The following is a 24,027-nucleotide window of genomic DNA, read 5'->3' on the forward strand; positions in this document are numbered from 1 at the left end:
GTACGTCTCCCTCTAAGCGTCAGTTACCCGGACTTGCGGCGTGCGCGGATCCTGGCGAGCAGCGGTGCCAGGGCCGATTTCTTCGGGCGGCGGATTTCCGCCTTGCCGGCGACCACCCGGCCGATCTCGGCGAACTGCTCCGCGATCGGGCTCTTCGGATTGGTCTCGGCGACCATCTGGCCGTTGTTGGCGGCCGTGCCGAACAGCTGCGTATCGAACGGAATCACCGCCATCGGATCGAGGCCGAGCGACTTCTTGAAATCCTCCGGCTTGATCTCCGGGCGCTTCGGCATGCCGACCTGGTTGAGGATCAGGCGCGGCGGGCCGTCGTTCGGGCGCATCAGCTTGAGCTGGTCGATGATGTTCTTGACGTTGCGCAGGCTGGCGAGGTCGGGGCTCGCCGTGATGACGACGTCGTCGGCGCTCGCGAGCGTCCGGCGCACCCAGCCGGTCCAGACGTGCGGCACGTCGAGCACGACGATCGGCACGCCGACGCGGATGACGTCGAGCAGACCGGTGAACGCCTCCTCGTCGAAATCATAGGTCCGGTCCAGCGTCGCCGGTGCGGCGAGCAGGCTGAGGTTGTCCGAGCACTTCGACAGGATGCGGTCGAGGAAGACGTCGTCGATGCGCTCCGGCGTGAACACCGCATCGGCGATGCCCTGGGCCGGGTCCTGGTTGAAGTCGAGGCCGGCGGTGCCCCAGGCGAGGTCCATGTCGGCGATCACAACGTCGGACTCGAAGCCGCGCGACAGCGCGAAGCCGACGTTGTGGGCGATCGTCGAGGAACCGGCGCCGCCCTTGGCGCCGACGAAGGCGATGGTGCGGCCGACCGGCTCGGCGTCCGGATCGAAGTAGAGGTCGCCGATGGTGCGGATGACGTCGAACATGTCGAAGGGAACGACGACATATTCGCTGATGCCGCGGCGCAGCAACTCGCGGTAGAGGATCACGTCGTTGACGTGACCGATGACCACGACCTTGCTGCCGGGATCGCAGACGCCGGCGAGGCCCTCGAGCGAGGCGATCACCTGGTCGCGGCGTTCGCGGGATTCGACGAACAGCAGGTTCGGCGTCGGGGCGCTCGAATAGAAGTCGGTCGCCGCGGCGATGCCGCCCATGTGCACCTTGACGTGGGCCCGGGCGAGACGCCGGTCACGCGCGGCCGCCTCGAGCACCGCGGCGATTTCCGGGCTCTCGACGAACGCCTGGATCGCGATGCGGGGGATCGGGCGGAAGTCCGCGCCGTCGGCGGTCTCGGCCGTGACGGGTCCGCGCGCGTCCGGCGGATCGAGATCGAAGGAATGTGCGGCCATCAGTTGCCACCTCCGACGCTGGAAATGTTGCCCTGGCTGCCGCTGTCGGCGGCGCTCGCCGTCTTCTCGCCGCGGATCCACTTGGCGATGATGTCGGAGCGACGGTCGCCGGGGATGGCGGTCGACGCGCGCGGCCCGAGCAGGTCCTGCGGATCGGAGACCATCGCGGCGAGGTTCGCCTGGGTCGAGCAGCCGAACTCGGCGTCGCCGTTGTTGGTGTTGTAGGTGTAGATCCCGTCGGGCCACTGGCCGCAGGGATGCGGCACCGAGGCCTTGATCCGGGTGAAGCTGAGCCGGATCGGCGCCGCGATGCGCGGGTCGGGCACGCCGTAGGAGCGGGTCTCGACATATTGCGACGAGATGCCGGTCTGCAGCGCCGACTTGCGGATGCTGCCGGCGAGGTAGCTCGCCGCGGTGGCGTTCGACGAACCGGTCGGCACGAAGATCACCAGCGGGCCGGTGCCCTTGTCACGGGCGACGGCGGCAAAGGCCATCACGCGGTCGCGGTCGGTGCCGCTGAGGCCGGCGGAGCCATGGCCGACCGCGAGGTCGAGCGTCTCTTCGCCTTCCTGCACCACGATCGGGTGGCGCTTGCGGTAGTCGTCGGTATCGATGCTGCCGGTGGCGTCGGGCCCGCTCTGGCAGCCGGCGACGAGCGCGGCGAGCAGAACGCAGCCGGCGAGGCGGCGGGAGACCTCAGCGTATCGGGTCATGGGTTTAACTCCTGGCGCCACACCGGGGCGGATCGAAGCCGAGACCGCGACGTCGGCAGTCCCATCATCGCGGGTCATCGTCGAACCTCCGGGCGCGGCGCGCCGTCGCTAGCGTTGCGTCACTCGTAGATGAAGCCGACCTTGCCGTGGTACGGGCCCTTCGGCGGCGTCCCGGGCATGCGGTAGATGCGGTTGAGCTGGTTGAGGAACAGCGACTGCGCATCGGTCGGCGCCGCGAAGTTCTGGTCGGGCCGCTGCAGCGCCGAGGTCCGGACCGGATCGACGATGTAGGGGCTGACGAAGATCGCGAGCTCGGTCTGCGAGCGCTGGTACTCACGGCTCTTGAACAGCGAGCCCAGGATCGGCACGTCCATCAGGCCGGGGAACCCGCCGACCTGCTGGCGGATGTTGTCCTTGATCAGACCGGCCATCACGATCGAGCCGCCCGAGGGCAATTCGACGGTCGACTCGGCGCGGCGGACGGTCAGGCCCTTCAGCGAGATGCCGTTCACCTCGACCGCGCCCTCGGTGGTCAGTTCGCTGACCTCGGACTTGATGCGCAGGCTGATGCGGCCCGGGGTGTGCACGACCGGCGTGAACGACAGGCCGATACCGAACTGCTTCCACTCGACCGTCACCTGGCCATCATCGCTGGAGACCGGGATCGGGAACTCGCCGCCGGCGAGGAAGCTCGCCGACTCGCCGGACGTCGCCGTCAGGGTCGGCTCGGCGAGGGTGCGCACCACGCCCTGCTGGTTCAGCGCCTGAACGAAGGTGCTCAGCGGGTTGGTGATGGTGAGCTTGTTGTCGGTGAAGTCGGAGTTGAGCAACAGGCCGCTGACCAGCGAGCTGCCGAGGCCGCTCGAGGACGCCGCGCCGACCCAGGTGTTGGAAAGCACGGCCTCGGTGTTGATGCCGAGGTTCTTCAAGATATCGCGCTGCACTTCGGCCACGACCACCTTGAGGTGGATCTGGTCGCTGCCGGCGATCGTGATCATGTTCACGACCTTGGCCGGATCGCCGATGAACTTCGCCGCGATCTCGGCCGCCTTGCCGGCGTCGGCCGGGGTCTGGGCGGTGCCGGAGACGATGACGCTGTCATTGACGGTCTCGACGCGGATGTTCGAGCCCGGCAGCAGCTGCTGGATCGTCGCGGCGATCGAGCCGGTCGGACGCGCCACCACGATCTCGAACTGGGCGAACTGTTCGTTGCCCGCGCCGAACAGGATGACGTTGGTCTCGCCGACCGCGTTGCCGATCAGGTAGATCTTGCGCTTGGTGCGCACGATCGCATCGGCGATGCCCGGGTTGGAGATCAGCACGTCGACGATGTCCTCGGGGACGTCGATCACCATCGACTTCGAAACCCCGAGGGCGATCTGGCGGCCCGACAGCTCGGCGGCGGAGCCGACGCGCAGGTAGGCGGCATCGGCGGCGGCGGCGCTCGTGACCAGCGACATCGGGGCGAGGCCGGCCGGGGGAGCTGCGAGCACGGCGGCGGTCAACAGCGCGGCCAGCAGGTTCTTGAGCTTGGATTTCATCGGAAAAGGCTCCTTCGCAGGAACGTGCCTGGCGCGGGTCGTCACTGGCTGGCCGTGACGCGGGTCGAATTGCCGAACTTGACGATGTTGATGCCCTTGCGGGCCTTGGCGTCGGACTCCGGCTCATTCGCATCGGCGATCGAGCGCAGGGCGAGCGAGATCGACCCGAGCTGCTGTGCCTGGATGATGAGCTGCGACTGTTCCGGCGTGAGCTCGAGGGTGGCCGTGTCGTTGGCGACGACGGTCTTCTTGTTCTCCGGGTCGTCGGTCGCCTGATCGATGGCGAGGACGCGGATGTTGGAGAGCAGGATCTCGCTCACCGCCTGGGTCGCGCCGGAGGCGCCGGACTGCGACTGGGTGGTGAGGATCACGTCGATGCGGTCGTTCGGCAGGATGAAGCCGCCGGCCGTCGAGGCCGCGTTGACGCGCACGGCCACGGCCCGCATGCCCTTCGGCAGGATCGCGGAGAGGAAGCCGCGATCGGTGCGGACGAGGTTGACCTCGCGGATCGGCTCACCGTCGAGAATCGGCGTGCGGGCCAGCATGCCGGAGAGTTCCGTCAGCGCTTCGGGGCGGTTCGAGCGGCGGATGAACGCGTCGTTCATGCCGGAGGTCGGCCAGGGGCGCCAGACGAGGGCGTCGGTGGACACCGTGCCACCCATCGCCACCTGCCTGGAGGCGACGAGGACTTCTTCGGCGGGGATGTTCGGGGCAACGGCGACCACGTCGGTCTGGGTGTTGCCGCCGGTCATCTTCATGGCGAGCATCGCTGCCACCACCGCGGCGCCGAGGGCGACAACGAGGATGATCAACTGAATCGGGCGCATTTCGGAAACCTCGCGAACGACCGGGCGGTCATGATTTTCCTTCTGTGCCGATTTAAGAACAAAGCCCTGAATTTATGGTTAACAACGACTTGGCAGATTGCATTAACAAGTGGTTAAAGCAACGTTCCGGGGCATGAACAGAAAACGGCACCCGATAGGGCGCCGTTTGCATTAACAATTCGGTAAGTTTCTCCGGACCGGCCGATGTCGCCGGCGCCGCCGCGACGGACGCAGCCGCTCAGCCGGTGAACCAGACCGACTGCGGAAACACGATCAGGCCGCCGGCGGCGAGGGCGATGCCATAAGGAACACCGACTTCGGGGGAATAGAGCCGCGCGATCCACGGCTGCCGGAGCAGCACGGCGGGCAGCGGCACCCGGCGGAAGATCATCAGCGCCAGGGTCAGGCCACCGCCGGTGAGCGCCGTCCAGACGAAGAACGGCAGGCTGAGCGAGGGGCCGAGCCAGAGCACGATCGCCGCGGCGAGCTTCGCGTCACCGCCGCCGATCCAGCCGAAATTGAAAAGCACGAAGGTGCCGACCAGGACGCCCGCAGCGAGCAGCACGTGAACGCCGATCAGCGGCCACGGCAGGCCGGTCAGCGGCGCGATGACGAGAAATACGGCGATCAGCGCCAGGCTGATCCGGTTCGAAATCGTCATCGTCAGGAGGTCGGACGCCGCCGCATAGGCCATCGCCGCGGGAAAGAACAGCATCGAAGCAGTCTGCAGCATCGTCGGGCTCCCTGTTGCCGGCGGCGCAGCGCGAACGGGCTGGGCGGGCGACGGCGATCCTAAGCCTGCGCGCGTAAACGGCGCGTTGCAGTGAAATACCCGCACCAATTCGCGTCCGGGCGACCGGACAAAAAAAGAAGCGGCCCGCGTTGGCGGACCGCCTTTCTCTTTGTGTCTTGCGTCGCGTCGATGACGCGCCGGGCAAGACAAGCGGTGACCGTTAAAGGTCAGCCGGCGGCGTCGAGGGTGCTCGACACGCTCTCGAAGGTGCCCGAGATCGACTCGCCGAGCGCGGTGGCGGCGACGATGATGCCGACGGCGATCAGGGCTGCGATCAGGCCGTACTCGATAGCGGTGGCGCCGGACTCGTTCTTCAGGAAGGAAACGAACTTCTTCATGGTGATAATCCTTGCACTCTGGGTTTGACAGCTCTCGGTCCGCAGGTCTTTTTGTTTGCTCGACCCGTCTGAACCGAGGACCAAGCTACCCTCGACTTATTGCCATGAAGTTAAATGAACCGCGGATTCGCGGACAGATAAGACAAGCCCGGAAGATGGTGAACGATCTGCAAATCGTTGTTGTCTTGGTTACTTTAGGTTTACCATAAGCAGCCGCGTCGGAAACGGCGGAGCCACCCTCCCCCTCCCCCCCCCCCGCGGCGCGGCAGCGGGAGCCGGCCCGGACGGCGAGGTGGTCACTCCTCTCGCCGTCGTGCCGCATGGCCAGTCTGGCGCGCCCTCTGACGCGCCCGAAGATCGGGGCTGACGCGCGCCCTCGTGCGCGCGGAGCGTTACGCCTGCCGGTCTCGATCGATCGCCGCGGATCTTCTGCACCGCGTTGGCGGTTTGTTTACCAAGACGCGGCATGATCGACCTCGATTTCTCAAGGAGGCCGCCTTGCTCCCGCACGCCATCCGCATCGCCTTCGCCGGCTTCGCCCTCGCGGCGACCGCCCTGCCCGCGGCGGCCGACGATACCGTCGTCGTCAATATCGACCAGGCCAAAGTCATGCACATCTCTGCGCCCGCGCAGACGGTGATCATCGGCAATCCCTCGATCGCCGACGCGACGATGCAGGACAGCCAGACGCTGGTGATCACCGGCCGCGGCTACGGCACCACCAACTTCATCGTGCTCGGAACCGACGGTACGCCCGTCGCGGACGCCCAGGTGCGGGTCGAGGGCGAGGAGACCAACCTCGTCACCGTGTTCCGCCAGGGCCAGGGCAACCGCGCCAGCCTCAGCTGCGGCAACACCTGCGAGCCGATGCTGCGGGCGGGCGACAATGTCGATCTCGTCTTCGACCCGCTGCTGAAGAGCCTCGCCGGCCGCAACGGCCACGCCAGCACCGGCGGCGGCATCCAGTAAGCTCTCCTCCTGCCGACGTCGCCGTGCGGGAACGCCCTCCCGCGGGGCGGTTGCGCCGGCTATTTCATCCCCTGCTCCGTCTTCGCCACGGCCGCCCCGGCGCGCCCGTGCGCGAAGTGCGTCGAGTCGCAAATCGCCTAAACCTTTCTTCAATCAGTCGAGCGTATTGAGAGACTCCGGACATAAACCGGATCCTCCGCCGCGATCGAGACAAGGTCGGCCATGCCAGTGGACACCCCCTCAGCCCCCCGCAGCCCGGAGCCGCTCAAGCCGCGGCGCGGCCTGCGCCTGCGTCGCTTCCGGCGATCGGAAACGGGCGTGGTGGCGATCGAGTTCGCCGCGGTATCGATCCCGTTTTTCGCCCTGCTGTTCGCGATCCTCGAAACCTCGCTGGTGTTTTTCGCCGGTCAGATCCTCGACAACGCCACCGCCGACGCCGCCCGCCAGATCCGCACCGGCCAGGCCCAGCAGGCCGGCTGGTCGCAGGGGCAGTTCCGCTCGGCAGTGTGCGACGGCCTGATCGGCATCTTCGACTGCAACTCGCGGCTCTATCTCGACGTCAAGACGATCACCTCGTTCGCCAACGCCGATCTCGACAATCCGATCAACGAGGATGGCGAACTCGAGACCGGCGGCTTCGGCTACACGCCCGGTGGCAAGAGCCAGATCGTCGTCGTCCGCACGTTCTACCGCTGGCCGGTGGTGCTCGATCTCTTCGGCATGTCGATGAGCAATGTCGCCGACGGCGACCGCCTGCTCTCCTCCGTCATCGCCTTCCGCAACGAACCCTTCCCATGGTGAGCGCGATGTCGATCAAGATGACGGCCCGACGCCTCGCTGCAAAACCGCTCCGCGCCCTCGCCCGGCTCGCCGCCGACCGGCGGGCCGTCTCGGCGGTCGAATTCGCGTTGATCCTGCCGATCATGATCCCGCTCTACATGGGCACCGTGGAGCTTTCGACCGCGCTGTCGGCCGACCGCAAGGTCAACTCGGCCGCCTCGACGATCGGCGACCTGATCGCGCAGTACCAGACCATCAGCGCGACCGAGGTCAACAACATCTTCGATGCCACGCAAGCGATCATGCAGCCGTTCGCGTCCAGCAACATCGAGATCTACGTCGCCGCGGTGGACATCGACAAGAACAACACTGCCAAGCAGACGGTGGCCTGGAGCCGCGCGCGCAACACGACGGCCTCGGCAAAGGGCGCCAACACGCCGATTCCGATCCCGAGTGACATTGCGATCGCCGGGCGGCAGGTGATCGTCACCAAGGTGTCGTTCTTCTACCAGTCGCCGATGAGCAGCTTCGTTTCGAAGATCACCGGCAGCGACGGCTACGACCTCGAGCATGTGGCCATGCTGCGCCCGCGCATCGGCAATTCCGTCGCCGGACCCTGACGGACGGGACTGTCTCCACCGTCGGCACCACCCGACGCCCTTCCGGGGAACCGCGTGCTGATGCTGCGTCCGCCACCCATTCCCCTCGCCGTCGTCGCGGCCTGCGCCGTCATCGTCGCGGCCGTCGCGGTCGCCGGCGGCTTTGCCCTGACCGTCGCGACCGACGTCGAGCGCGACCGGTTCACGCACCTGCGCCTCGACACGACACGGCAGTTCATGTCCGCGCTCGACCCGCGCTACCACAACAAGTCCGCCGAGATCGGCCGCACCGGCCGGCGCCTCGTGGTCACCGAGGCGATCAAGGGCGGCGCCATCTTCGACGTCTCCGGCGAGCCGATCGACGCGTTCGGTGAAACCCCCGTCGCCGATTTCAACGCGATCCGCCACGGCCAGGTGGTGACGCGCCCGCCGAGCGCGCCGAGCCGCGCCGAGTTCCATTTCACGCCCGCCCTGAGCGGCACGCCCTTCCACGTCATCTTGCGCGTCTCCACCGAAGAGACCATGGCGGACATCGCCGACCTGCGCCGCCAGTTGCTGATCATCGCGGTGCTCGGTGGCCTCGTCGGCGGCGTCGCCGCGGGGCTCGTCGTCTATGGCCGCGTATCGCGCCCCGCCAGGCGTTTCGCCCGGGCCTTCGAAGCGGCGGCGCTGGAGCCGGCCAGCGCCGACCGGTCGAGCCTCGCCAACGGGCGGCGCGACGAGATCGGGCACCTCGCGTCCGGCATCGACAGCTTCTTCGCGATGTTCGCCGAAGCCTGGCGCAGCCGCATCATGGTTGCCGACGCCATCCTCGAATCCGCGCCGTTCGGCGTGTTGCAGGTGACCTCGACCGGCCGGGTGATCGCCGCCAATCCCGCCGCCCTCGCGCTGCTCGGCACCGTCCCCGCCGCAAACGGCGAGATTCCGCCGCCGGTGCTCGCCTTCGCCGACGGCTCCGGCGCGGTGGCCGTCGTCGGCGGGGCGGATCCTTTCGATGGCGAGTGCAGCCTCGTCTCCATCCGCTCGTCCGTCGAGACCCGCCATGCGATCGCCGGCGCGGTGGTGCTGACCACGGGCGACGAGGCCGGAAACGAAGGCCGCTCGATCGTGTTGCTCGCCGACGCCAGCGGCCTCGAAGCCGAACGGGCGGGTCTTTCGGCCGACGTCGATCGGCGTGTCGCCGACAACCAGCAGCTGACCCGCCGCCAGGCGGAATTGCGCATGATGCTGGAATGCTGCCTCGCGATGCTCGATACCGCGCCGGCGGGCGGCGACACCCATGTCGAGCCGGCGCGTTTCGCGGAACACTGGCTCGCCGAGGCGACGGCGGCCGGGATGATCGCGCGCGGCGACGTTTCCGAGGAACGCCCCACCGTCAGCGGGTCGGCGGCCGACATCGAAACGGTGTTCCGGCTTGCCCTGCTCACCGTCTATGCGCGGGTCGGCGGGCCGCCGGCGATGATCACGGTGGAGGGGCGCGGCATCAATTTCGATACCGCCGGCTATACGTTCCGGGCGACGGCGGGCAGCGAGATCACCACGGCGGCCGACTGGCAGGTGGCGCTGGCGGCCTTGCGGTCGGCGGTGCGACGGGTGCGGGGCCAGGTCAGCGAATTCAGCGCGACCGAGATGGAATGCAGCGTCCGCATCATCCTGCGCGGCGCCGCGGAGCGTCTCTCGACCGGCCTTTCCCGCGCCGCGGGCTGAGGCGAAGCGACACCCCCACGACGAACCTCCGCACGACGGCCGCCCCCAGGCGGCCCAAATTGGCGCTATTCGGACAGGACGAGACGTCCCGAGCCGACCTCGAAGCTGTCGAGGCGACCGATGAAGCTCATGCCGAGCAGGTTCTCGCCGAGCGACTTGTCGGGCAGGACCAGCGCATCGACGTTGTGCATCCGGATCGATTCCACCTCGACCATGGCGATCTGCACCCGCGCCGCCCGGATCTCGCCATTGGCGGTGCGGACGGTCGTGGTAAAGTCGGCGGGATTCACATGCAGGCCGGCGCGGCGGGCGTCGCTCTCCCGCAGCGCGATCGCGGTCGCGCCGGTGTCGGCGAGCATCTCGACCGGCTGGCCGTTGACGTAGGTGCGCACGGCGAAGTGCCCGTACGCGTCGGCGCGGACCTCGACCTTGCGCGAGGAGCGGGAACTCGCCTCCGGCTTCACCTCGACGGTCATGAGCGCGTCGGTGCCGGCATCGGCGGAACTGGACCGGTCGATCAGCTGAACTGCGGCCGGTGTCGCCACCGCCATCACCACGGCAAAGAAAACGAGACGCTTCATTGTCCACCCTGTCGACGCATGCGTACTGGCCGCAAGACACGTCACCGGCCGCTGCGGGGCGCTGGTCCCCGAAGTCGGGCCGGCTGAAGGGAGGTTGCACGCCGTTCATGAACCGCGCCGTTAACGCGGGCATCGAAATCGGGTCCCAACTGCAACGCATTTTCAGCGCGGTTGAGCAAACCTGAGCGACTTACCTCAAATTTGAGCCAAAGCCGCCGCGATGGCGGCGCGGAGCGGGATGCTCGGCTGCGCCCCGGCGACCTGCACCGCCAGCGCACCCGCCGCGACGGCGAACCGCAGCGCCTGCTCGACGGTTTCGCCGCGGTCGAGGCCGGCGGCGAGCGCGCCGACGAAGGTGTCGCCGGCGGCCGTGGTGTCGACGACCGGGACCTTCGGCGCCGGAACCCGCGTCAGCTCCTCGCCGCGGCAGGCGATCGCCCCCTCGCCGCCGAGGGTCACCACGACGACCGCGCCGTTCGCCGCCGCATAGGCGCGGGCAAAGGCGACGGGATCGCCCGGCAGCCCGGCCGCGGCGGCGACTTCGGCCGCCTCGTGCTCGTTGACGACGAGGATATCGACCAGCCCCGCCAGCGCCGGCGGGACCGGGGCGGCCGGCGCGGCATTGAGGATGATGCGGGCGCCCTTGGCGCGGGCGATGCGGGCCGCCGCGAGGTTGGCCGCGTCCGGCACCTCGTATTGCAGCACCAGCGTCGCCGTCTCGCCGAGGAGATCCTCCAGCGCCGCGGGATCCGCCCGGTCGTTCGCCCCGCTCGCGACGACGATCTGGTTTTCGGCCGCGGCGTCGACCGCGATCATCGCGATGCCGGTCGGCGCGTCGACCACGGCGACGGCGGCAAGGTCTACCCCCGCCTCGCCGAGCAGCGACAGGCCGATGCTGCGGAAGCCGTCGTCGCCGACGGCGCCGACCATCGCCACGTCCGCTCCGGCGCGGCGCGCGGCCAGCGCCTGGTTCGCGCCCTTGCCGCCGGGAATGCGCTCGTAGCCGGGGCCTTTCACCGTTTCGCCGGGGCCGGGAAGCCGGGGTACCCGCGTGACGAGATCGACGTTGATGGACCCGAACACCACGATCATCGACCGTTCCTCCGCCGCAGATAGCGCCAGCCCGGCCGGCGATCGGTGGCGCTTTTAGCATCAGCCGGCCGGGCTGTCGCCGCCCGGACGGGCCGATTTGGTACAGGCACACCCCGGCACCGCCTCCCGGTGCTGGAGGAAACGCCGCCAAGGTCTCGATTTTGCCACGAAATCTCCCGGTCACCTGCCCATTCGCGTCGGCACGAGGTCGCATTCGGACGCTCTAATCGCGTCATTCGATAACCGGCGTCCACAAGCCGGTCCGACTGATGAGGGGCCTTCCGATGACCGACCATCCGATTTCGCCGATCGCCGCCTTTCCGGACGATGCACTGCCTGCTGCCGTGGCGAGGCCCCGGCGCCGGGATTCCATCCTGCTCGTGGTTCTTCTGGCCGTCGTGACCATCCTCACCGTCGCGGGTGTCGCATCCGCCGCGCCGGCCGGGGAGCCGGCGTGGCGTCTCGTCGAGGCCGCGACCCGCGGCGAACATGCCGACGACCTGCGCTATGCCCGGCTTGCCGCGAGTGACACCACCGCGGTGATGGTGCGGCCAGCGCGCGACACGCTGTTCGAGGCGGCCGCCACGGCACGCGTCGAGACCAGCTACGCCTACGGCGTGATCGGCGCGATGCTCGCCGGCATGCTGGGTCTCAGCGGTGCGCTGTGGCGCGAATTCGGCCGCCGGGTCACAAAGGAAACGCCGCGCCGCTGAGCCGGATGCCGGTCCTCTGCCTCACCTCAGGCACGCTGCAGGTGAGGCGGCGAACACGAGATCGTTGGTCCGGCGTGATCGGGCGCCGGTTGCCGGGTCGTAACGGCCTCCCTATGTCCGCGCTGACCCGCAACCTGGAGATCCGCCATGACGACCCATGCCGCCCTCGGCCTCGCCACCGCGCTCTGCAGCGTTGCCCTAATCTTGCCTGCCTCGGCCCGCACCGTCGAACTGGAGCCGGCCGGTGATGTCGCGATCGCGGCCGAGATCGTGGCGGAGGGCCTTGAAAACCCCTGGTCGATCGCGTTCCTGCCCGACGGCGGCACGCTGGTCACCGAGCGCCCGGGCCGACTGCGGCTCATCGGCAGCGCCGGCCTGTCGGAGCCGATCGCCGGCGTTCCGGAGGTCGCCGCACGCGGCCAGGGCGGACTGCTCGATGTGGTGATCGACCCGGGCTTCGCCGAGAACGGCTTCGTCTACCTGTCCTATTCCGAGCCCGGCGAGGGCCAGAGCGCCGGAACGGCCGTCGGCCGCGGCCGGCTCGCCGTCGCGAACGGCGCGGCGACGCTGGAAGACTTCACGGTCATCTTCCGCCAGTCGCCGAAGGTCTCGGCCCGCCAGCACTTCGGCTCCCGCCTCGTGTTCAATCGCGAGGGGCAGCTCTACGTGACGCTGGGTGATCGCGGCCAGCAGGAACTGGCCCAGGACCTCACCACCCACATAGGCAAGGTCGTCCGCATCAACACCGACGGCAGCGTTCCGACCGACAACCCGTTCAATTCCGCCGACAGCGGCGGCCTGCCGGAGATCTGGTCCTACGGCCACCGCAACCCGCAGGGCGCCGCGCTGCATCCCGAGACCGGCGAACTCTGGACCGTGGAGCACGGCGCGCGCGGCGGCGACGAGATCAACCTGCCGCAGGCCGGCTCGAACCAGGGTTGGCCGGAGATCTCCTATGGCGTGCACTATTCCGGCGCGGCGATCGGCCAGGGCACCAGCGCCCCCGGCATGGCGCAGCCGCTCCACTACTGGGACCCGTCGATCGCCCCCTCCGGCATGGCCTTCTACACCGGCGACCTGTTCCCGGCGTGGCAGGGCGACATCTTCGTCGGCGCCCTGAGGGACGAGAAGATCGTTCGCCTCGATGTCGAGGGTGAGAGCGTGGTCGGCGAGACGGTGATCGCCGAGAACGCCTTCGGCCGCATCCGCGACGTGCGCGCCGGTCCCGATGGGGCGATCTGGTTCGTTACCGACGAATCCGATGGCGTCGTCGGGCGTATCGTTCCGGCGCCACAGGACTGATGGTCGCGCCGCGTATCGTTCGCCCGCGTCCTGCATCGCAGGATCCGGGTGCGCGCCGGGACCGGCGGCCGGCGCCCGGACCGCGCCCCACGCGGGCGACATCCGTGGTGTGGACGGCCGCCCGGCCGGCTCTTCCTGCATCGAAAGTTCCCAGCACCTTGAAATCGGTCGCCGTCTACATCGCCTCGGTCGCCGGCGTGCTGCTCGCCGCCTATGCCGGGCTCGCGCTCTATGGCCGGGACCAGGCGTGGGACGCACTCGCCGATACGCCCGACCCCGGCGCGTACGACTTCGTCGCCCCGGTGCGGAGCGGCAAGCCGAACGACTATCTCGTCTGCCCGGCGGACGAATGCACCGCCGCGCTGCCGGAAGCGGTTGCGCCAAGCTATGCCGGGTCGCCGGAAGCGGTGTTCGCCGCGCTGCAGGAGGTGATGGTTGCGGAAGGGATTGCCGAGGCGCCATCGACGGACGCACCGGCGCGCAAGGTTTCGGCGATCGCCCGCACGCCGCTGATGCGGTTTCCCGACCGCGTCACCGCCATGGTGAGCGGTGACGCCGATGGGCCGTCGTCGGTGTGGATCTACTCGGCGAGCCGGATCGGCCACTCCGACCTCGGCACCAACCGGCGCCGGGTGCAGAGCCTGATCGGCGAGCTCGACGCGCGGTTCAGCCGAGCCGCACCTTGAGGCCGAGGATGACGAGCACGAGCAGCAGCGTCACCGCATTGGCGGCGATCACCGGCACTTCGCCGATCATCAGGCCGTAGACGAGCCAGAGCGCGACGCCGAAGGCGAGCGCGCCATAGGCGGGGGCGGAGATCGAGGACGCGTTGCGCTCCCGAACGATCTTGAAAGCCTGGGGCAGCCAGCACAGCGTGGTGATGAGCGCTGCAGCCGAACCGATGACCGCGCTGAGCGCGACGGTGTCCATGGGGTGCGTATCCGGAATGTCGGAAGGATCCTAGACGACCAGCTTTGGCCGGTCGCCGGCGGTGGGTCAACGGCGCCGGCTGCATGGCGGTCATGCCTGCGCGGCCGGGCATCGTTCATCGATTATTCACCTTGTTTCAGCAGCGCCGGCCTCCCTTCAGCGGACCGCCGTCGACGACGGAGATTCTGACGTCGGCGACGCCGTCGCGGCGGAAGTCGAGGCGGTCGGCGGCGGCGCGCGTCACGTCGATGACGCGGCCGCCACTGTAGGGGCCGCGGTCGTTGATGCGGACGACGACGCTGCGGCGGTTCTTCAGGTTCTCGACGCGGACGCGGCTGCCGAAGGGGAGATTCGGGTGGGCGGCGGCGAGGCGGTTCGGGTCGGCCATCTCGCCGCTCGCGGTGCGCGAGGTGAGCTCGTACCAGGAGGCGCGGCCGCATTGCGACGGGCCGCTACCGCAGGCGGCGAGGCCGAGGGCGAGTGCGGACAGGAGAAGGGCGCGGAGCCCGGGACGCCACTCGACCACACTTCGCCGCGCCATGCCCTGCCCGCCACCCCGGAACTTGCGACAATTAGGCCGGGAAAAGCCGGCGGGATTGCGGCCCTGCGGCGGGAACTTCGGCGCCTTGCGCCGCGTTGCCACGGAGGACGGGAAGAAATCATACATGCAGGAGGAACGAATGCCCGACACGACGCGACGCTCCACGCCGGGACGCGCCACGCCCGCGCTGCTCGCCCTCGCCGGCCTGCTCGCCGCCGCGCCCGCCTTTGCGCAGGCCGATGCGCCGGCCGCGGACGGCCAGACCTCGTTCAACAACTCGTGCCGTACCTGCCACGCCCTCAACGAGGGCGACCACCGGCTGGGGCCGAGCCTTGCCGGCGTCGTCGGCCGCGAGGCCGGCTCGGTCGAGGGCTACGGCTTCTCGTCGGCGCTGGCGCGGGCGGATTTCACCTGGGACGAGGCGCGCCTCGACGCCTTCATCGAGAACCCGGACGCCGTGGTGCCGGGCCACAACATGAAGCCGTTCCCGGGCATCACCAACGCCGACGAGCGCGCGCTGATCGTGCAGTTCCTCGCCTCCGGCGGCTGAGGCCGACGGCGGGCGCCGGCGGGCGCCGGCGGTCAGGTGCAGGGCACCCGGTTGCCGGCCTCGTCGAGGGTGGTGTTGGTGGCGGGATCGTAGGCGGCATAGCCGCTGCGGCAGCGCGCGGGCAGCTTCGGGCTGCCCGGCAGGCGGCGATCGAGATTGCTGTCGGGGATCGCCTGCGGCGCCTCATAGCGGTAGGTCGGCGCCTCGTAGCTCTGGCTGGGAGCCTCGTAGAACAGGTTCTCGCGCGGGGCCGGCGGGCGGATGACGCCGGGGCGGTCCATGCCGCTCGACGGCCCGACGCGCACGGCGGGCGGGCGGACGATGCCGAGCGGCTGTTCGGCGAGCGCGGGCGGCACGGCGGCGAGGCCGCCGAGCAGCAGGCCGAACGCGACGGCGACGCGCATGACGGGGCGCTGTGCGTGCGCCCTGCCCTGCCGTCCTGCGGTGTCTGTCGCTGCCATGGCTTCGCCTTCCGATCCGGCGGACGGCGCGGCGGATCGGCCGCGTTCGCCCTGATTGACCAGAAGTTTACCGCACGACGGCGGCGGGAGCATGGCCGCCGTCGTGCTGGATCAGGACTGGCCGGCCGCCGCCAGTTCTCCGCTGCGGGCCGGCTTCATCCCCGCGGCGCGGCGCATGACGGGTTCCGGCAGGCTCGCGACCTCGATGCGGGTGCGCGGCAGGGCGGCCGGGTACTTCGCACGCAGGAACTCGACCAGCTGCTCGCGCACGATGCAGCGCAGGTCGAAGGTGCGCGGCGCCGTGGTGGCGCTGACGAGGATGCGCACCTCCATCACGCTCTCGCGGAAATCCGTCACCTGCACCGCCACCACCTTGCGGTCCCACAGCGGCGAGGCGCTGGCGATGCGCTCGACCTCGGCGCGGATGTCGGCGACGGGGACGTCGTAGTCGAGATAGATCATCACCGTGCCGATCAGCGCCGAGCCCTCGCGGGTCCAGTTCTGGAACGGCTGCTCGATGAAATAGCTGAGCGGCAGCACCAGCCGGCGCCAATCCCACAGCCGCAGCACGACATAGGTGGCGGTGATCTCCTCGACGTTGCCCCACTCGCCCTCGACCAGCAGCGCGTCGTCGAGGCGCAGCGGCTGGGTGACGGCGAGCTGGATGCCGGCGAACAGGTTTTTCAGCACCGACTGCAGCGCGAGGCCGATGACGACGCCGGCGGCGCCTGCCGAGGCGAGCAGCGAGACGCCGTACTGCCGCACGCTCTCGAAGGTCATCATCACCGCCGCGACGGCGATCACGTAGATCAAAAAATTCGCCACCCGCTCGAGGATGCGCGACTGGGTGACGTGCTTGCGCGCCAGGAGGTTGTCCTCGGCGTCGAGCTTGAAGCGGCGCAGATAGACCGTGGTCCAGATGTGCAGCGCGGTGCGGGCGATCCAGCCGAGCAGCACGATGAAGGCGATCTGCAGCAGCCGGCGCATCCAGTCGGCCTGGTCGCCGGTGAGCGGCGCCACCGTGCTGGCGGCGCCCAGCACCACGATTACCATGGCGAGCCGCACCGGCCCGCCGGTGCGCGCCACCAGCGAGCGCCAGAACAGGTCGCGCTCGGCGACGAGCTGCGTCAGCAGCCGGAACACGATGCGGTGCACGAGCAGCGCCAGCAGCACCGCGACGGCGAACAGCACCAGACTGACCGCCCAACCCGGCAGCCAGCCGAGCTCGGAGTCGATCTCGCGGAGGATCGGTTCGATGGTTTCCATGGGGTTCCCTTCGACGGATGTCCGATGGAGGGAACGGGGGGCGGGGGAAGGTGTTCCCGCAGTGCAGCATATGGTGCGGCGCATGGCGGCGCGCCCCGCGCGGCCGGCCGCCGGGGGCATCGGATGGTCTGGCCCGGCCCGGCGCGAGGGCCGAGGGGGGATGGGGCGCCGAAAGGCGCGGCATTGGTCCTGCCGGATCCGGCGGCGGGCCGCGGATCGCCTTTGCGCGGGCGATCCTGCGGCGGACGGCGGTGGCCGCGTCCTGCGGCGTCCGCTCCTTCCCGTCAGCCGGCTCCGTCGCGCCCCGGCCCTGGCGCGGCAGCGGTCTTGCGAAACCGCGGCACGCCCCGTTCGGGCCGGACGCTCGCCTTGCGGCGCCCCATCACGCCACGTCTCCAACCCCAGGACCGCTCTCGCGGCCGCGGCGGACAGATGACTCGGCAACGGCGCTCGCACCAGGGCATTTCCGCGGCCGCTCCACCTGCGCCTTCATCCCGGCGGATTTCGCCGCCGTTCACCGTGGCTCGCATCACCGGACTACCGGCAACCGCTCGTAGTGGCAGCCGGCGGTTCCCCGAGGCCGCCCGGGAGCCCGGCCGCGACAGCCGGGCGCGCGGGCGCCGCACCCCACCCCATCGCCCAGACGCCTCCGGACGGCGCCCCTCGCGGGTGGGATGGAGGGAGTATGGGGGAGGATTGAGGGAGGGGGATAAGGGGGGAGACGCTAGGGCGAACGCGCATGATGACTAGCACATGTAGAGGGCGCGGATAGAGGCGGTGAGGTGAGCCGTCATGCACACCCTGAGCAAAACCAGGCCCCGGGAGAAGGCAACCACTAGGCAACGCCTTGTCTTCCAGACTCTTCCATGCAAAAATTGCAACCTGAAGGAGCATAGAAGACAATGACCGGCAAAGAATTTATTGACGTCTTAATTGTTGTCCCATTAGAAGAGGAGCTTTTAGAGGTTTCTAATGTATTCCCATTCCTTGAGGACCGAACAGATGGGACGTCGCTACGATATATAGCGGAAAATTTTTCATCTGACCTTCGCGTTCTTGTTGTCCAGCAACAAGGCATGGGAAACTCTCATGCAAGGCGATCAGTCCACGATGTTCTTGCAATCTACGACGTCGGAATAATTGTATGTATCGGCATCGCTGGCTCACTTTCGAGCGACCTTCGCTTATGCGATGTTTGCTATTCTGAGTCCGTCATAGATATTCTTGAAAATGCGAAAGTTGAAGATGACGGTCAAGGAATAAATATTTCCTTCTCCCCAACGCACTTTAGTACACCTGCCCAAATTACTGCGGCCCTCAATTTTTCCAGAGTTCATCCCAATTTGAGACAGCAGTATGCGGCTTGGCAAGAAGAGTGCAAGGAATTTGCCGCATCGATTCTTCCAGATCCCGTAATAGAAAGGGATGGAAAATCTCGAATCCTTTCTATACCAAACTCTAAAAATGGTGTTATCGCCTGCGGGTCCGTTTCAAAAAGTTCTGATTACAACGCGAAAATACGATCGATCGAACGAAAGATCTTGGCTATCGAAACTGAGTCCGGCGGAATTTTCGAGATAGGAAAGCACGCACTTATACCTTGTTTGACTATTCGCGGAATCTCCGATCACGCCGACAAAAATAAAAATAAACTTGAAGAACAAACAGGTGCCAAAGTTCGGCGTATTGCCGCCTCGAATGCAGCCAAATTTTTCAAACTCCAACTGCAAAATCCCTATTTTCTGAGTGCTCTCAAAGCAGCCTCTGCACGCAATCAACTTCCGCTCGACCTTGAGAAAAAGGAATTTAACCAGCAAGCTGACAATTTAATTGGGATTATCGCTTCTATAGAAGATGTTCTGGATTCTCGTCTTCGGGAGCTGTCTCCAGAATTCAAACTTCAAGCAAAAGGCTATCGTCTACCAGTGCCCAGAATCCGAGAGGTCCAGTACACAGGCGCTCTGGGATACAACTTCACATCCGACCCTCTCGAAGTTCGAAAAGCACTTGAGGCGGACAACGTGATTTTGCTGACACTTTCGCGTACCTACCCCGACAGCAGCCTTCCTTGGGTAATCGCGAACGACCTACTCAAAGCTGAAATTGACGGAAAGCAAGCACTTCCAATTGTTGTTCATGAGTCGCAGGTGAGACCAACCGCACGGAATATGTCATCCGCTTCCGCATACGGTTTCCATATTCCCAGTAATCTCAACGGCACCCAGATTATTTACATAATTGATGGCATCCCTTTGGAATCGTCAACCCGTATGCGCTTCCTCGAGTCCGAAATTAAGAGCAATCCAAAATGTAAATTTGTAATTGTTACGAGAAATGAAACAAGCATAGTCGCCGAGAGTGAATTTTCTGCCTCCGTTGGTGCTAGCTTATACAATTTAACTAGCGTCTCGTTTGTTGAGATTGCACATTTTGTGCAAAAAAACTTTGAACTATCTTCTGCCGAATCCGAAGTAATCGCTTTGCGTCTAAGGGACACTTTTCGGCATTTTGATCTTTCCGCGCACCCAACGTATTTTGCGGGCATTAACAAGGAAGTTCTTACCGCTCTGTTGCAAGCCAATCGACGCGCCGAACTTATACAACTCGCAGTTGATGGCTTTTTAACTTTTGTAGTTGCCGGGGATAAAGCGAAAATCACCCTAAGCAGAACCACTAGAAAGAAATTCCTTCGAAAAATTGCCTGTATAATTCAGCTTGAGGAGCGAGCGCTTAGTCAGTCTGAACTAATTGAATTTACGAAAGATTTCGCCGAGATTAATGACTTCGAGATTGATCCAATATTTTTTGTGACGTCGTTTGTTGATGCTGGCGTTCTCCATTTTCATGAAGGAAATGTCAAATTTTCTCTTCCTTTTATTCAATCATATCTGCTGGCAGAAGAACTTTGTGAGCATCCCGACAAAGCTCGATCTTATTTTGATCTTCATAAATCAGGATTTGATATGGGTACCTTTGACCTTTATGCCGAATTGGGTGCATCGACTGCGGTAGTTGACCACGTAATTGATTCAATCGAGATATCGATTGAAAACATCGGCTTAAATGATAACGAGCAGCACATTCTCTTTGGAGACATTAGACCTGCATCACTAAAAAGCATTGAACGCTTAGGGCATCTTCAGCAGTCAATGCGTCGCCTTACGGACGATGTTCAGAAAGGAAAGGGAGATAAAGAGCGCAAGCAAAGAATTATTGATATAGCGGACAGAATCCGTGAGACGGCAGCCGACAAATCAAAATTCGGTCGCGACCATGAAAATGATGGCAGATCAATCGATGAGTCTAAGATTCGTTTGTCCTCAAAAAGCTGGGCCGTCGGCACAACTCTTTTAGGAGCCGCAGCTGAGGGACTACTTGGTGAAACGAAAAAAAGACTGGCGCAAGACCTTGTTGCTCTCGGAAGTTCAATCGTGCATCGATGGACCATAGCTCATGTCGAAGTTGACTTCGATCAGATAAAATTAGATCTCACTTCAGAATCATCTATAAATGAAATTTTTTCTGGTTCTGATATAGATGCATCAGAAGCAAAGAAAAAGATTGCTGGTCTGGTCGATCTTCTTGAATTTAGTTTTCTGGCTGAGCCTGCCCGAAGGATTCTCAGTCACATCTGCGAGGGCGCCAGACAAAAAGTGCTCGTTGGCAGCGTCGAACGCGCCAGTCCGGAAGGTCTGTTTGAGGAGCTATTTCACGGAGTTTGGCTGAGCGACATCGACAGCGAACGCGGCCAGAAACGGCTTTTGTCATCTATTAAGGCGCTGCCAAACGTACCGTTTCTAAGGATCGTTTTAGCCACTCACCTTCTTGCCCGTGTTTACTGGAACCATTGGCAAAAGGAAGATCGCCTCCGACTTCTGGAACTTGCGGCGGAATCTGCCAAGCCGTTATTCCAATTGGACAAAGGCCGGATCCAACGCCTTGTCGACCGAACAGCTAACATTGATGCTGAAGATTGTCTGGATGGGAATGATCAGAGTTCCTGATCGTCTCCTCCCCCCTACCCCTTCCGCCTCCCCCCCGGCCGATAGTTCTTCGTCATCGGGTCGGGCTTCTGGAACACCTTGCCCTCGCCCACCGGCACGGTCATGTCCGTGCCGGGGCCCATGTCGTCGAGGCTTGGCTTTGCCACCTTCGACTTGCGCGGGCCGTGCGGGTCGTCGGGGCTGCCGATGGGGAGGGTTCGGTTGTGGGGGCCCATTTCGTGGCTGGCGGGCTTGTGGACGCGGGTGGCGCCGCGGCCCTTGGTGCCGGCGGGGTCCTTGCGGTCGCCGCGGTAGCCGCCGGTGCGGTCGTCGACGCTCGCCTGGCGGGCGAGCGGGTCGTCGGCGACGGCGAGCTCGGTTTCCTTCAGGCGCTTGACCTCGTCGCGCAGACGGGCGGCGGTTTCGAACTCAAGGTCGGCGGCGGCGTCCTTCATGCGGCGCTCGAGGTCGGCGATGTGGGCCTTGAGGTTGTGGCCGACGAGGGTGCCCTCCTCGGCGAAGCCGGCGTCGACGGTGACGTGGTCCTGCTCGTAGATCGAGCCCATGATGTCGCCGATCGAGCGGCGCACGCTTTCCGGCGTGATGCCGTGCTCGGCGTTGTAGGCGAGCTGCTTCTCGCGGCGCCGGTTGGTCTCGGCGATGGCGCGCTCCATCGAGCCGGTGGTGTGGTCGGCGTAGAGGATGACGCGGCCGTCGACGTTGCGCGCGGCGCGGCCGATGGTCTGCACCAGCGAGGTTTCGGAGCGCAGAAAACCTTCCTTGTCGGCATCGAGAATGGCGACGAGGGCGCACTCGGGGATGTCGAGGCCCTCGCGCAGCAGGTTGATGCCGATCAGCACGTCGAAGGCGCCGAGGCGGAGATCGCGCAGGATCTCGATGCGCTCCAGCGTCTCGATGTCGGAGTGCATGTAGCGGACGCGGACGCCGTTGTCGTGCAGGTACTCGGTGAGGTCCTCGGCCATGCGTTTTGTCAATGTGGTGACGAGGGTGCGGTAGCCCTTCAGCGCGACCTGCTTCACCTCGCCGAGCAGGTCGTCGACCTGGGTGCGGGCGGGGCGGATGTCGATCGGCGGGTCGATCAGGCCGGTCGGGCGGATCACCTGCTCGGCGAAGGTGCCGCCCGACTGCTCCAGCTCCCAGCCGCCGGGGGTGGCGGAGACGGCCACCGTCTGCGGCCGCATCGCGTCCCATTCCTCGAAGCGCAGCGGGCGGTTGTCCATGCACGACGGCAGGCGGAAGCCGTATTCCGCCAGCGTCGCCTTGCGGCGGAAGTCGCCTTTGTACATGGCGCCGATCTGCGGGATGGTGACGTGGCTCTCGTCGACGAAGACCAGCGCGTTGTCGGGCAAATATTCGAACAGCGTCGGCGGCGGGTCGCCGGGGGCGCGGCCGGTGAGGTAGCGCGAGTAGTTCTCGATGCCGGCGCAGGAGCCGGTCGCCTCCAGCATCTCGAGGTCGAAGCGGCAGCGCTGCTCCAGCCGCTGCGCCTCGAGCAGGCGGCCGTGCGCCTCGAGCTCGGCGAGGCGGCCCTTCAGCTCGGCCTTGATCGACTTGGTCGCCTGGGCGAGCGTCGGCTTCGGCGTGACGTAGTGCGAATTGGCGTAGAACTTCACGTATTTGAGGTCGGCGGCCTTCTGGCCGGTGAGCGGATCGAACTCGGTGATCGATTCCACCTCGTCGCCGAACAGCGACACGCGCCAGGCGCGGTCTTCCAGGTGGGCGGGGAACACTTCCACCGTGTCGCCGCGGACGCGGAACGAGCCGCGCACGAAGGCCATGTCCTGGCGCTTGTACTGCAGGGCGACGAGGTCGGCGAGCAGCTGGCGCTGGTCGATGCGCTCGCCGACCTCGAGGCCGAAGGTCATCGCGGTGTAGGTCTCGACCGAGCCGATACCGTAGATGCACGACACCGAGGCGACGATGATGACGTCGTCGCGCTCGAGCAGCGCGCGCGTCGCCGAATGGCGCATGCGGTCGATCTGCTCGTTGATCGAGGATTCCTTCTCGATGTAGGTGTCGGTGCGCGGAACGTAGGCTTCCGGCTGGTAGTAGTCGTAGTAGCTGACGAAATACTCGACGGCGTTGTCGGGGAAGAACGACTTGAACTCGCCGTAGAGCTGCGCCGCCAGCGTCTTGTTCGGCGCCAGCACCAGCGCCGGGCGCTGGGTGCGGTCGATGATCTGGGCGGCGGTGTAGGTCTTGCCCGAGCCGGTGACGCCGAGCAGCACCTGGGTGCGCTCGCCGGTCGCGATGCCCTCGACGAGCTCGGCGATGGCGGTCGGCTGGTCGCCGGCGGGGGTATAGGCGGAGGCGAGGCGGAACGGCACGCCGCCCTCGGACTTCTCCGGCCGCGCCGGACGGTGCGGCGTCCACGGCTTGCCCTCGACCTCGGCGCGGCCGCCCTGGATCAGCTTCTCCAGCGCCGCGACGGTGGCGGTGACGCCGGCCTCCGGGTTCGACAGCTCGGCGCGGGCCTTGTTCATGGCCACGGCTTCGTCGAGCGACAGGTTCATGCCGGCGACGGGGTTGAGCCCGCCCTCGGAGCGCGCCTTCGGGTCGTTGGTGGCGCCCATCGAGGTGCCGCGCGCCGAGCGGGCGGGCTTTTGGGCCTTGTCGGCCGGCTTGGCGGATTTTGCCGTGCGGGCGACCGTCTTCGGCGCGGCGGCGGCGAGGCCGTCGAGGTCGGCGCCGGCGACGTCGCGCAGCCAGTCGGCGACGGAGCCGGTGGCGGGCGCCGGCGTGAAGGAGGCCTGCGGCGCCTCGCCGAAGCCGTCGGGACGATCGGCGGCGTCGGTGTCCGGGGCGCGGGGCGGCGATTTCGATGGGGTGCGGCTCATTGCCGGAATATGGCGCGAGTCCGCCCGCAGGAAAAGGCCGGAGCAGAACGAAAAGAGATCGCGCAAGGCTGCTGCGCCGGATCGGCAACGGCCTGGAGAGCGGGTGCGGCGCGCGCCCTCCAGGCTGCCGGCCGACCACGCCCCCGGCCCGCGCGGGCGGCAGGGTC

The 24,027-nt window shown here is 66.2% G+C and carries 22 protein-coding genes; 9 read left to right on the forward strand and 13 right to left on the reverse strand.

The genetic code is table 11. From position 1 onward, the window contains the following. Positions 1-23 precede the first annotated feature (23 nt). The 6 genes from I5731_RS11505 to I5731_RS11530 form a co-directional block, all read right to left on the reverse strand. Positions 24-1,316 (reverse strand): AAA family ATPase, encoded by a 1,293-nt coding sequence (locus I5731_RS11505; RefSeq protein ID WP_197311516.1) that lies wholly within the window; start codon positions 1,314-1,316, stop codon positions 24-26. Continuing rightward, positions 1,316-2,029, reverse strand: a complete 714-nt coding sequence (locus I5731_RS11510; protein ID WP_197311517.1) for a CpaD family pilus assembly protein — start codon at positions 2,027-2,029, stop codon at positions 1,316-1,318. The genes I5731_RS11505 and I5731_RS11510 overlap by 1 nt, the downstream gene beginning before the upstream one ends. 119 nt (positions 2,030-2,148) lie before the next feature. Beyond that, positions 2,149-3,570, reverse strand: coding sequence for a type II and III secretion system protein family protein (locus I5731_RS11515; RefSeq protein WP_197311518.1), 1,422 nt, complete (start codon positions 3,568-3,570; stop codon positions 2,149-2,151). 41 nt (positions 3,571-3,611) lie between these two features. Next, complete coding sequence (cpaB, locus tag I5731_RS11520) at positions 3,612-4,397, reverse strand: Flp pilus assembly protein CpaB (protein WP_197311519.1); 786 nt, start codon at positions 4,395-4,397, stop codon at positions 3,612-3,614. A 238-nt stretch (positions 4,398-4,635) separates the two neighbouring features. Continuing rightward, complete coding sequence (locus I5731_RS11525; protein ID WP_197311520.1) at positions 4,636-5,130, reverse strand: A24 family peptidase; 495 nt, start codon at positions 5,128-5,130, stop codon at positions 4,636-4,638. A 227-nt stretch (positions 5,131-5,357) separates the two neighbouring features. Beyond that, positions 5,358-5,528: a Flp family type IVb pilin gene (locus I5731_RS11530; RefSeq protein ID WP_197311521.1), complete on the reverse strand. Its 171-nt coding sequence runs from the start codon at positions 5,526-5,528 to the stop codon at positions 5,358-5,360. Positions 5,529-6,026: 498 nt separating this feature from the next. Between I5731_RS11530 and I5731_RS11535 the strand changes: the two genes are divergently transcribed. From I5731_RS11535 to I5731_RS11550, 4 genes are all read left to right on the forward strand, one after another. Beyond that, the gene (locus tag I5731_RS11535; RefSeq protein WP_197311522.1) at positions 6,027-6,497 is read left to right on the forward strand and encodes a pilus assembly protein N-terminal domain-containing protein; all 471 of its coding nucleotides are present in this window, start codon (positions 6,027-6,029) and stop codon (positions 6,495-6,497) included. Positions 6,498-6,818: 321 nt separating this feature from the next. Further along, positions 6,819-7,298, forward strand: coding sequence for a TadE/TadG family type IV pilus assembly protein (locus I5731_RS11540; RefSeq protein WP_197311523.1), 480 nt, complete (start codon positions 6,819-6,821; stop codon positions 7,296-7,298). Continuing rightward, on the forward strand, positions 7,292-7,897 hold the full coding sequence (locus I5731_RS11545; protein WP_197311524.1) for a TadE/TadG family type IV pilus assembly protein: 606 nt from the start codon (positions 7,292-7,294) through the stop codon (positions 7,895-7,897). Before I5731_RS11540 ends, I5731_RS11545 begins: the two co-directional genes overlap by 7 nt. A gap of 60 nt (positions 7,898-7,957) precedes the next feature. Continuing rightward, positions 7,958-9,583, forward strand: a complete 1,626-nt coding sequence (locus tag I5731_RS11550; RefSeq protein ID WP_197311525.1) for a PAS domain-containing protein — start codon at positions 7,958-7,960, stop codon at positions 9,581-9,583. A gap of 65 nt (positions 9,584-9,648) precedes the next feature. On the opposite strand, the gene I5731_RS11555 is transcribed toward I5731_RS11550, so the two are convergent. Together I5731_RS11555 and I5731_RS11560 are read right to left on the reverse strand one after the other, a co-directional pair. After that, the gene (locus tag I5731_RS11555) at positions 9,649-10,164 is read right to left on the reverse strand and encodes a TIGR02281 family clan AA aspartic protease (protein ID WP_197311526.1); all 516 of its coding nucleotides are present in this window, start codon (positions 10,162-10,164) and stop codon (positions 9,649-9,651) included. Positions 10,165-10,359: 195 nt separating this feature from the next. Continuing rightward, positions 10,360-11,256 carry a ribokinase gene (locus tag I5731_RS11560; protein ID WP_197311527.1) on the reverse strand — a complete coding sequence of 299 codons (897 nt, stop codon included), beginning with the start codon at positions 11,254-11,256 and terminating at the stop codon, positions 10,360-10,362. Between the two features lie 284 nt (positions 11,257-11,540). On the opposite strand from I5731_RS11560, the gene I5731_RS11565 reads away from it, so the two are divergent. The 3 genes from I5731_RS11565 (at position 11,541) to I5731_RS11575 (ending at position 13,957) form a co-directional block, all read left to right on the forward strand. Beyond that, a complete protein-coding gene (locus I5731_RS11565; RefSeq protein ID WP_197311528.1) occupies positions 11,541-11,969 on the forward strand; it encodes a hypothetical protein in 429 nt (142 codons plus the stop codon). Between the two features lie 147 nt (positions 11,970-12,116). Further along, positions 12,117-13,271 (forward strand): PQQ-dependent sugar dehydrogenase, encoded by a 1,155-nt coding sequence (locus tag I5731_RS11570; protein ID WP_197311529.1) that lies wholly within the window; start codon positions 12,117-12,119, stop codon positions 13,269-13,271. Positions 13,272-13,429: 158 nt separating this feature from the next. Beyond that, positions 13,430-13,957: a DUF1499 domain-containing protein gene (locus I5731_RS11575; RefSeq protein ID WP_197311530.1), complete on the forward strand. Its 528-nt coding sequence runs from the start codon at positions 13,430-13,432 to the stop codon at positions 13,955-13,957. On the opposite strand, the gene I5731_RS11580 is transcribed toward I5731_RS11575, so the two are convergent. Together I5731_RS11580 and I5731_RS11585 are read right to left on the reverse strand one after the other, a co-directional pair. Further along, on the reverse strand, positions 13,938-14,201 hold the full coding sequence (locus I5731_RS11580) for a SemiSWEET transporter (RefSeq protein WP_197311531.1): 264 nt from the start codon (positions 14,199-14,201) through the stop codon (positions 13,938-13,940). The genes I5731_RS11575 and I5731_RS11580 overlap by 20 nt on opposite strands. Positions 14,202-14,337: 136 nt before the next feature. Next, positions 14,338-14,742 (reverse strand): septal ring lytic transglycosylase RlpA family protein, encoded by a 405-nt coding sequence (locus tag I5731_RS11585; protein ID WP_197311532.1) that lies wholly within the window; start codon positions 14,740-14,742, stop codon positions 14,338-14,340. Positions 14,743-14,881: 139 nt separating this feature from the next. On the opposite strand from I5731_RS11585, the gene I5731_RS11590 reads away from it, so the two are divergent. Then, positions 14,882-15,292, forward strand: a complete 411-nt coding sequence (locus I5731_RS11590) for a c-type cytochrome (protein ID WP_197311533.1) — start codon at positions 14,882-14,884, stop codon at positions 15,290-15,292. Between the two features lie 32 nt (positions 15,293-15,324). Here I5731_RS11590 and I5731_RS11595 read toward each other — a convergent pair whose 3' ends face one another. Next, on the reverse strand, positions 15,325-15,753 hold the full coding sequence (locus I5731_RS11595) for a hypothetical protein (protein ID WP_197311534.1): 429 nt from the start codon (positions 15,751-15,753) through the stop codon (positions 15,325-15,327). Positions 15,754-15,864: 111 nt separating this feature from the next. Then, positions 15,865-17,019 (reverse strand): mechanosensitive ion channel family protein, encoded by a 1,155-nt coding sequence (locus I5731_RS11600; protein WP_197311535.1) that lies wholly within the window; start codon positions 17,017-17,019, stop codon positions 15,865-15,867. 902 nt (positions 17,020-17,921) lie between these two features. Here I5731_RS11600 and I5731_RS11605 point away from each other — a divergent pair. Continuing rightward, positions 17,922-21,023: a phosphorylase family protein gene (locus tag I5731_RS11605; RefSeq protein WP_197311536.1), complete on the forward strand. Its 3,102-nt coding sequence runs from the start codon at positions 17,922-17,924 to the stop codon at positions 21,021-21,023. A 14-nt stretch (positions 21,024-21,037) separates the two neighbouring features. Here the strand turns inward: I5731_RS11605 and uvrB are convergent, their stop codons facing one another. Continuing rightward, complete coding sequence (gene uvrB, locus I5731_RS11610; protein WP_197311537.1) at positions 21,038-23,860, reverse strand: excinuclease ABC subunit UvrB; 2,823 nt, start codon at positions 23,858-23,860, stop codon at positions 21,038-21,040. Between the last annotated feature and the right edge of the window lie 167 nt (positions 23,861-24,027).

The organism is Methylobrevis albus (assembly GCF_015904235.1).
GTDB classification, from domain to species: Bacteria; Pseudomonadota; Alphaproteobacteria; order Rhizobiales; family Pleomorphomonadaceae; genus Methylobrevis_A; species Methylobrevis_A albus.

Coding starts and splice junctions, on each gene's coding strand:
- I5731_RS11505 (WP_197311516.1), bottom strand. CDS start 1,316: ATGGCCGCACATTCCTTCGATCTCGATCCGCCGGACGCGCGCGGACCC.
- I5731_RS11510 (WP_197311517.1), bottom strand. CDS start 2,029: ATGACCCGATACGCTGAGGTCTCCCGCCGCCTCGCCGGCTGCGTTCTG.
- I5731_RS11515 (WP_197311518.1), bottom strand. CDS start 3,570: ATGAAATCCAAGCTCAAGAACCTGCTGGCCGCGCTGTTGACCGCCGCC.
- cpaB (WP_197311519.1), bottom strand. CDS start 4,397: ATGCGCCCGATTCAGTTGATCATCCTCGTTGTCGCCCTCGGCGCCGCG.
- I5731_RS11525 (WP_197311520.1), bottom strand. CDS start 5,130: ATGCTGCAGACTGCTTCGATGCTGTTCTTTCCCGCGGCGATGGCCTAT.
- I5731_RS11530 (WP_197311521.1), bottom strand. CDS start 5,528: ATGAAGAAGTTCGTTTCCTTCCTGAAGAACGAGTCCGGCGCCACCGCT.
- I5731_RS11545 (WP_197311524.1), top strand. CDS start 7,292: ATGGTGAGCGCGATGTCGATCAAGATGACGGCCCGACGCCTCGCTGCA.
- I5731_RS11550 (WP_197311525.1), top strand. CDS start 7,958: ATGCTGCGTCCGCCACCCATTCCCCTCGCCGTCGTCGCGGCCTGCGCC.
- I5731_RS11555 (WP_197311526.1), bottom strand. CDS start 10,164: ATGAAGCGTCTCGTTTTCTTTGCCGTGGTGATGGCGGTGGCGACACCG.
- I5731_RS11560 (WP_197311527.1), bottom strand. CDS start 11,256: ATGATCGTGGTGTTCGGGTCCATCAACGTCGATCTCGTCACGCGGGTA.
- I5731_RS11565 (WP_197311528.1), top strand. CDS start 11,541: ATGACCGACCATCCGATTTCGCCGATCGCCGCCTTTCCGGACGATGCA.
- I5731_RS11570 (WP_197311529.1), top strand. CDS start 12,117: ATGACGACCCATGCCGCCCTCGGCCTCGCCACCGCGCTCTGCAGCGTT.
- I5731_RS11580 (WP_197311531.1), bottom strand. CDS start 14,201: ATGGACACCGTCGCGCTCAGCGCGGTCATCGGTTCGGCTGCAGCGCTC.
- I5731_RS11585 (WP_197311532.1), bottom strand. CDS start 14,742: ATGGCGCGGCGAAGTGTGGTCGAGTGGCGTCCCGGGCTCCGCGCCCTT.
- I5731_RS11590 (WP_197311533.1), top strand. CDS start 14,882: ATGCCCGACACGACGCGACGCTCCACGCCGGGACGCGCCACGCCCGCG.
- I5731_RS11595 (WP_197311534.1), bottom strand. CDS start 15,753: ATGGCAGCGACAGACACCGCAGGACGGCAGGGCAGGGCGCACGCACAG.
- I5731_RS11600 (WP_197311535.1), bottom strand. CDS start 17,019: ATGGAAACCATCGAACCGATCCTCCGCGAGATCGACTCCGAGCTCGGC.
- I5731_RS11605 (WP_197311536.1), top strand. CDS start 17,922: ATGACCGGCAAAGAATTTATTGACGTCTTAATTGTTGTCCCATTAGAA.
- uvrB (WP_197311537.1), bottom strand. CDS start 23,860: ATGAGCCGCACCCCATCGAAATCGCCGCCCCGCGCCCCGGACACCGAC.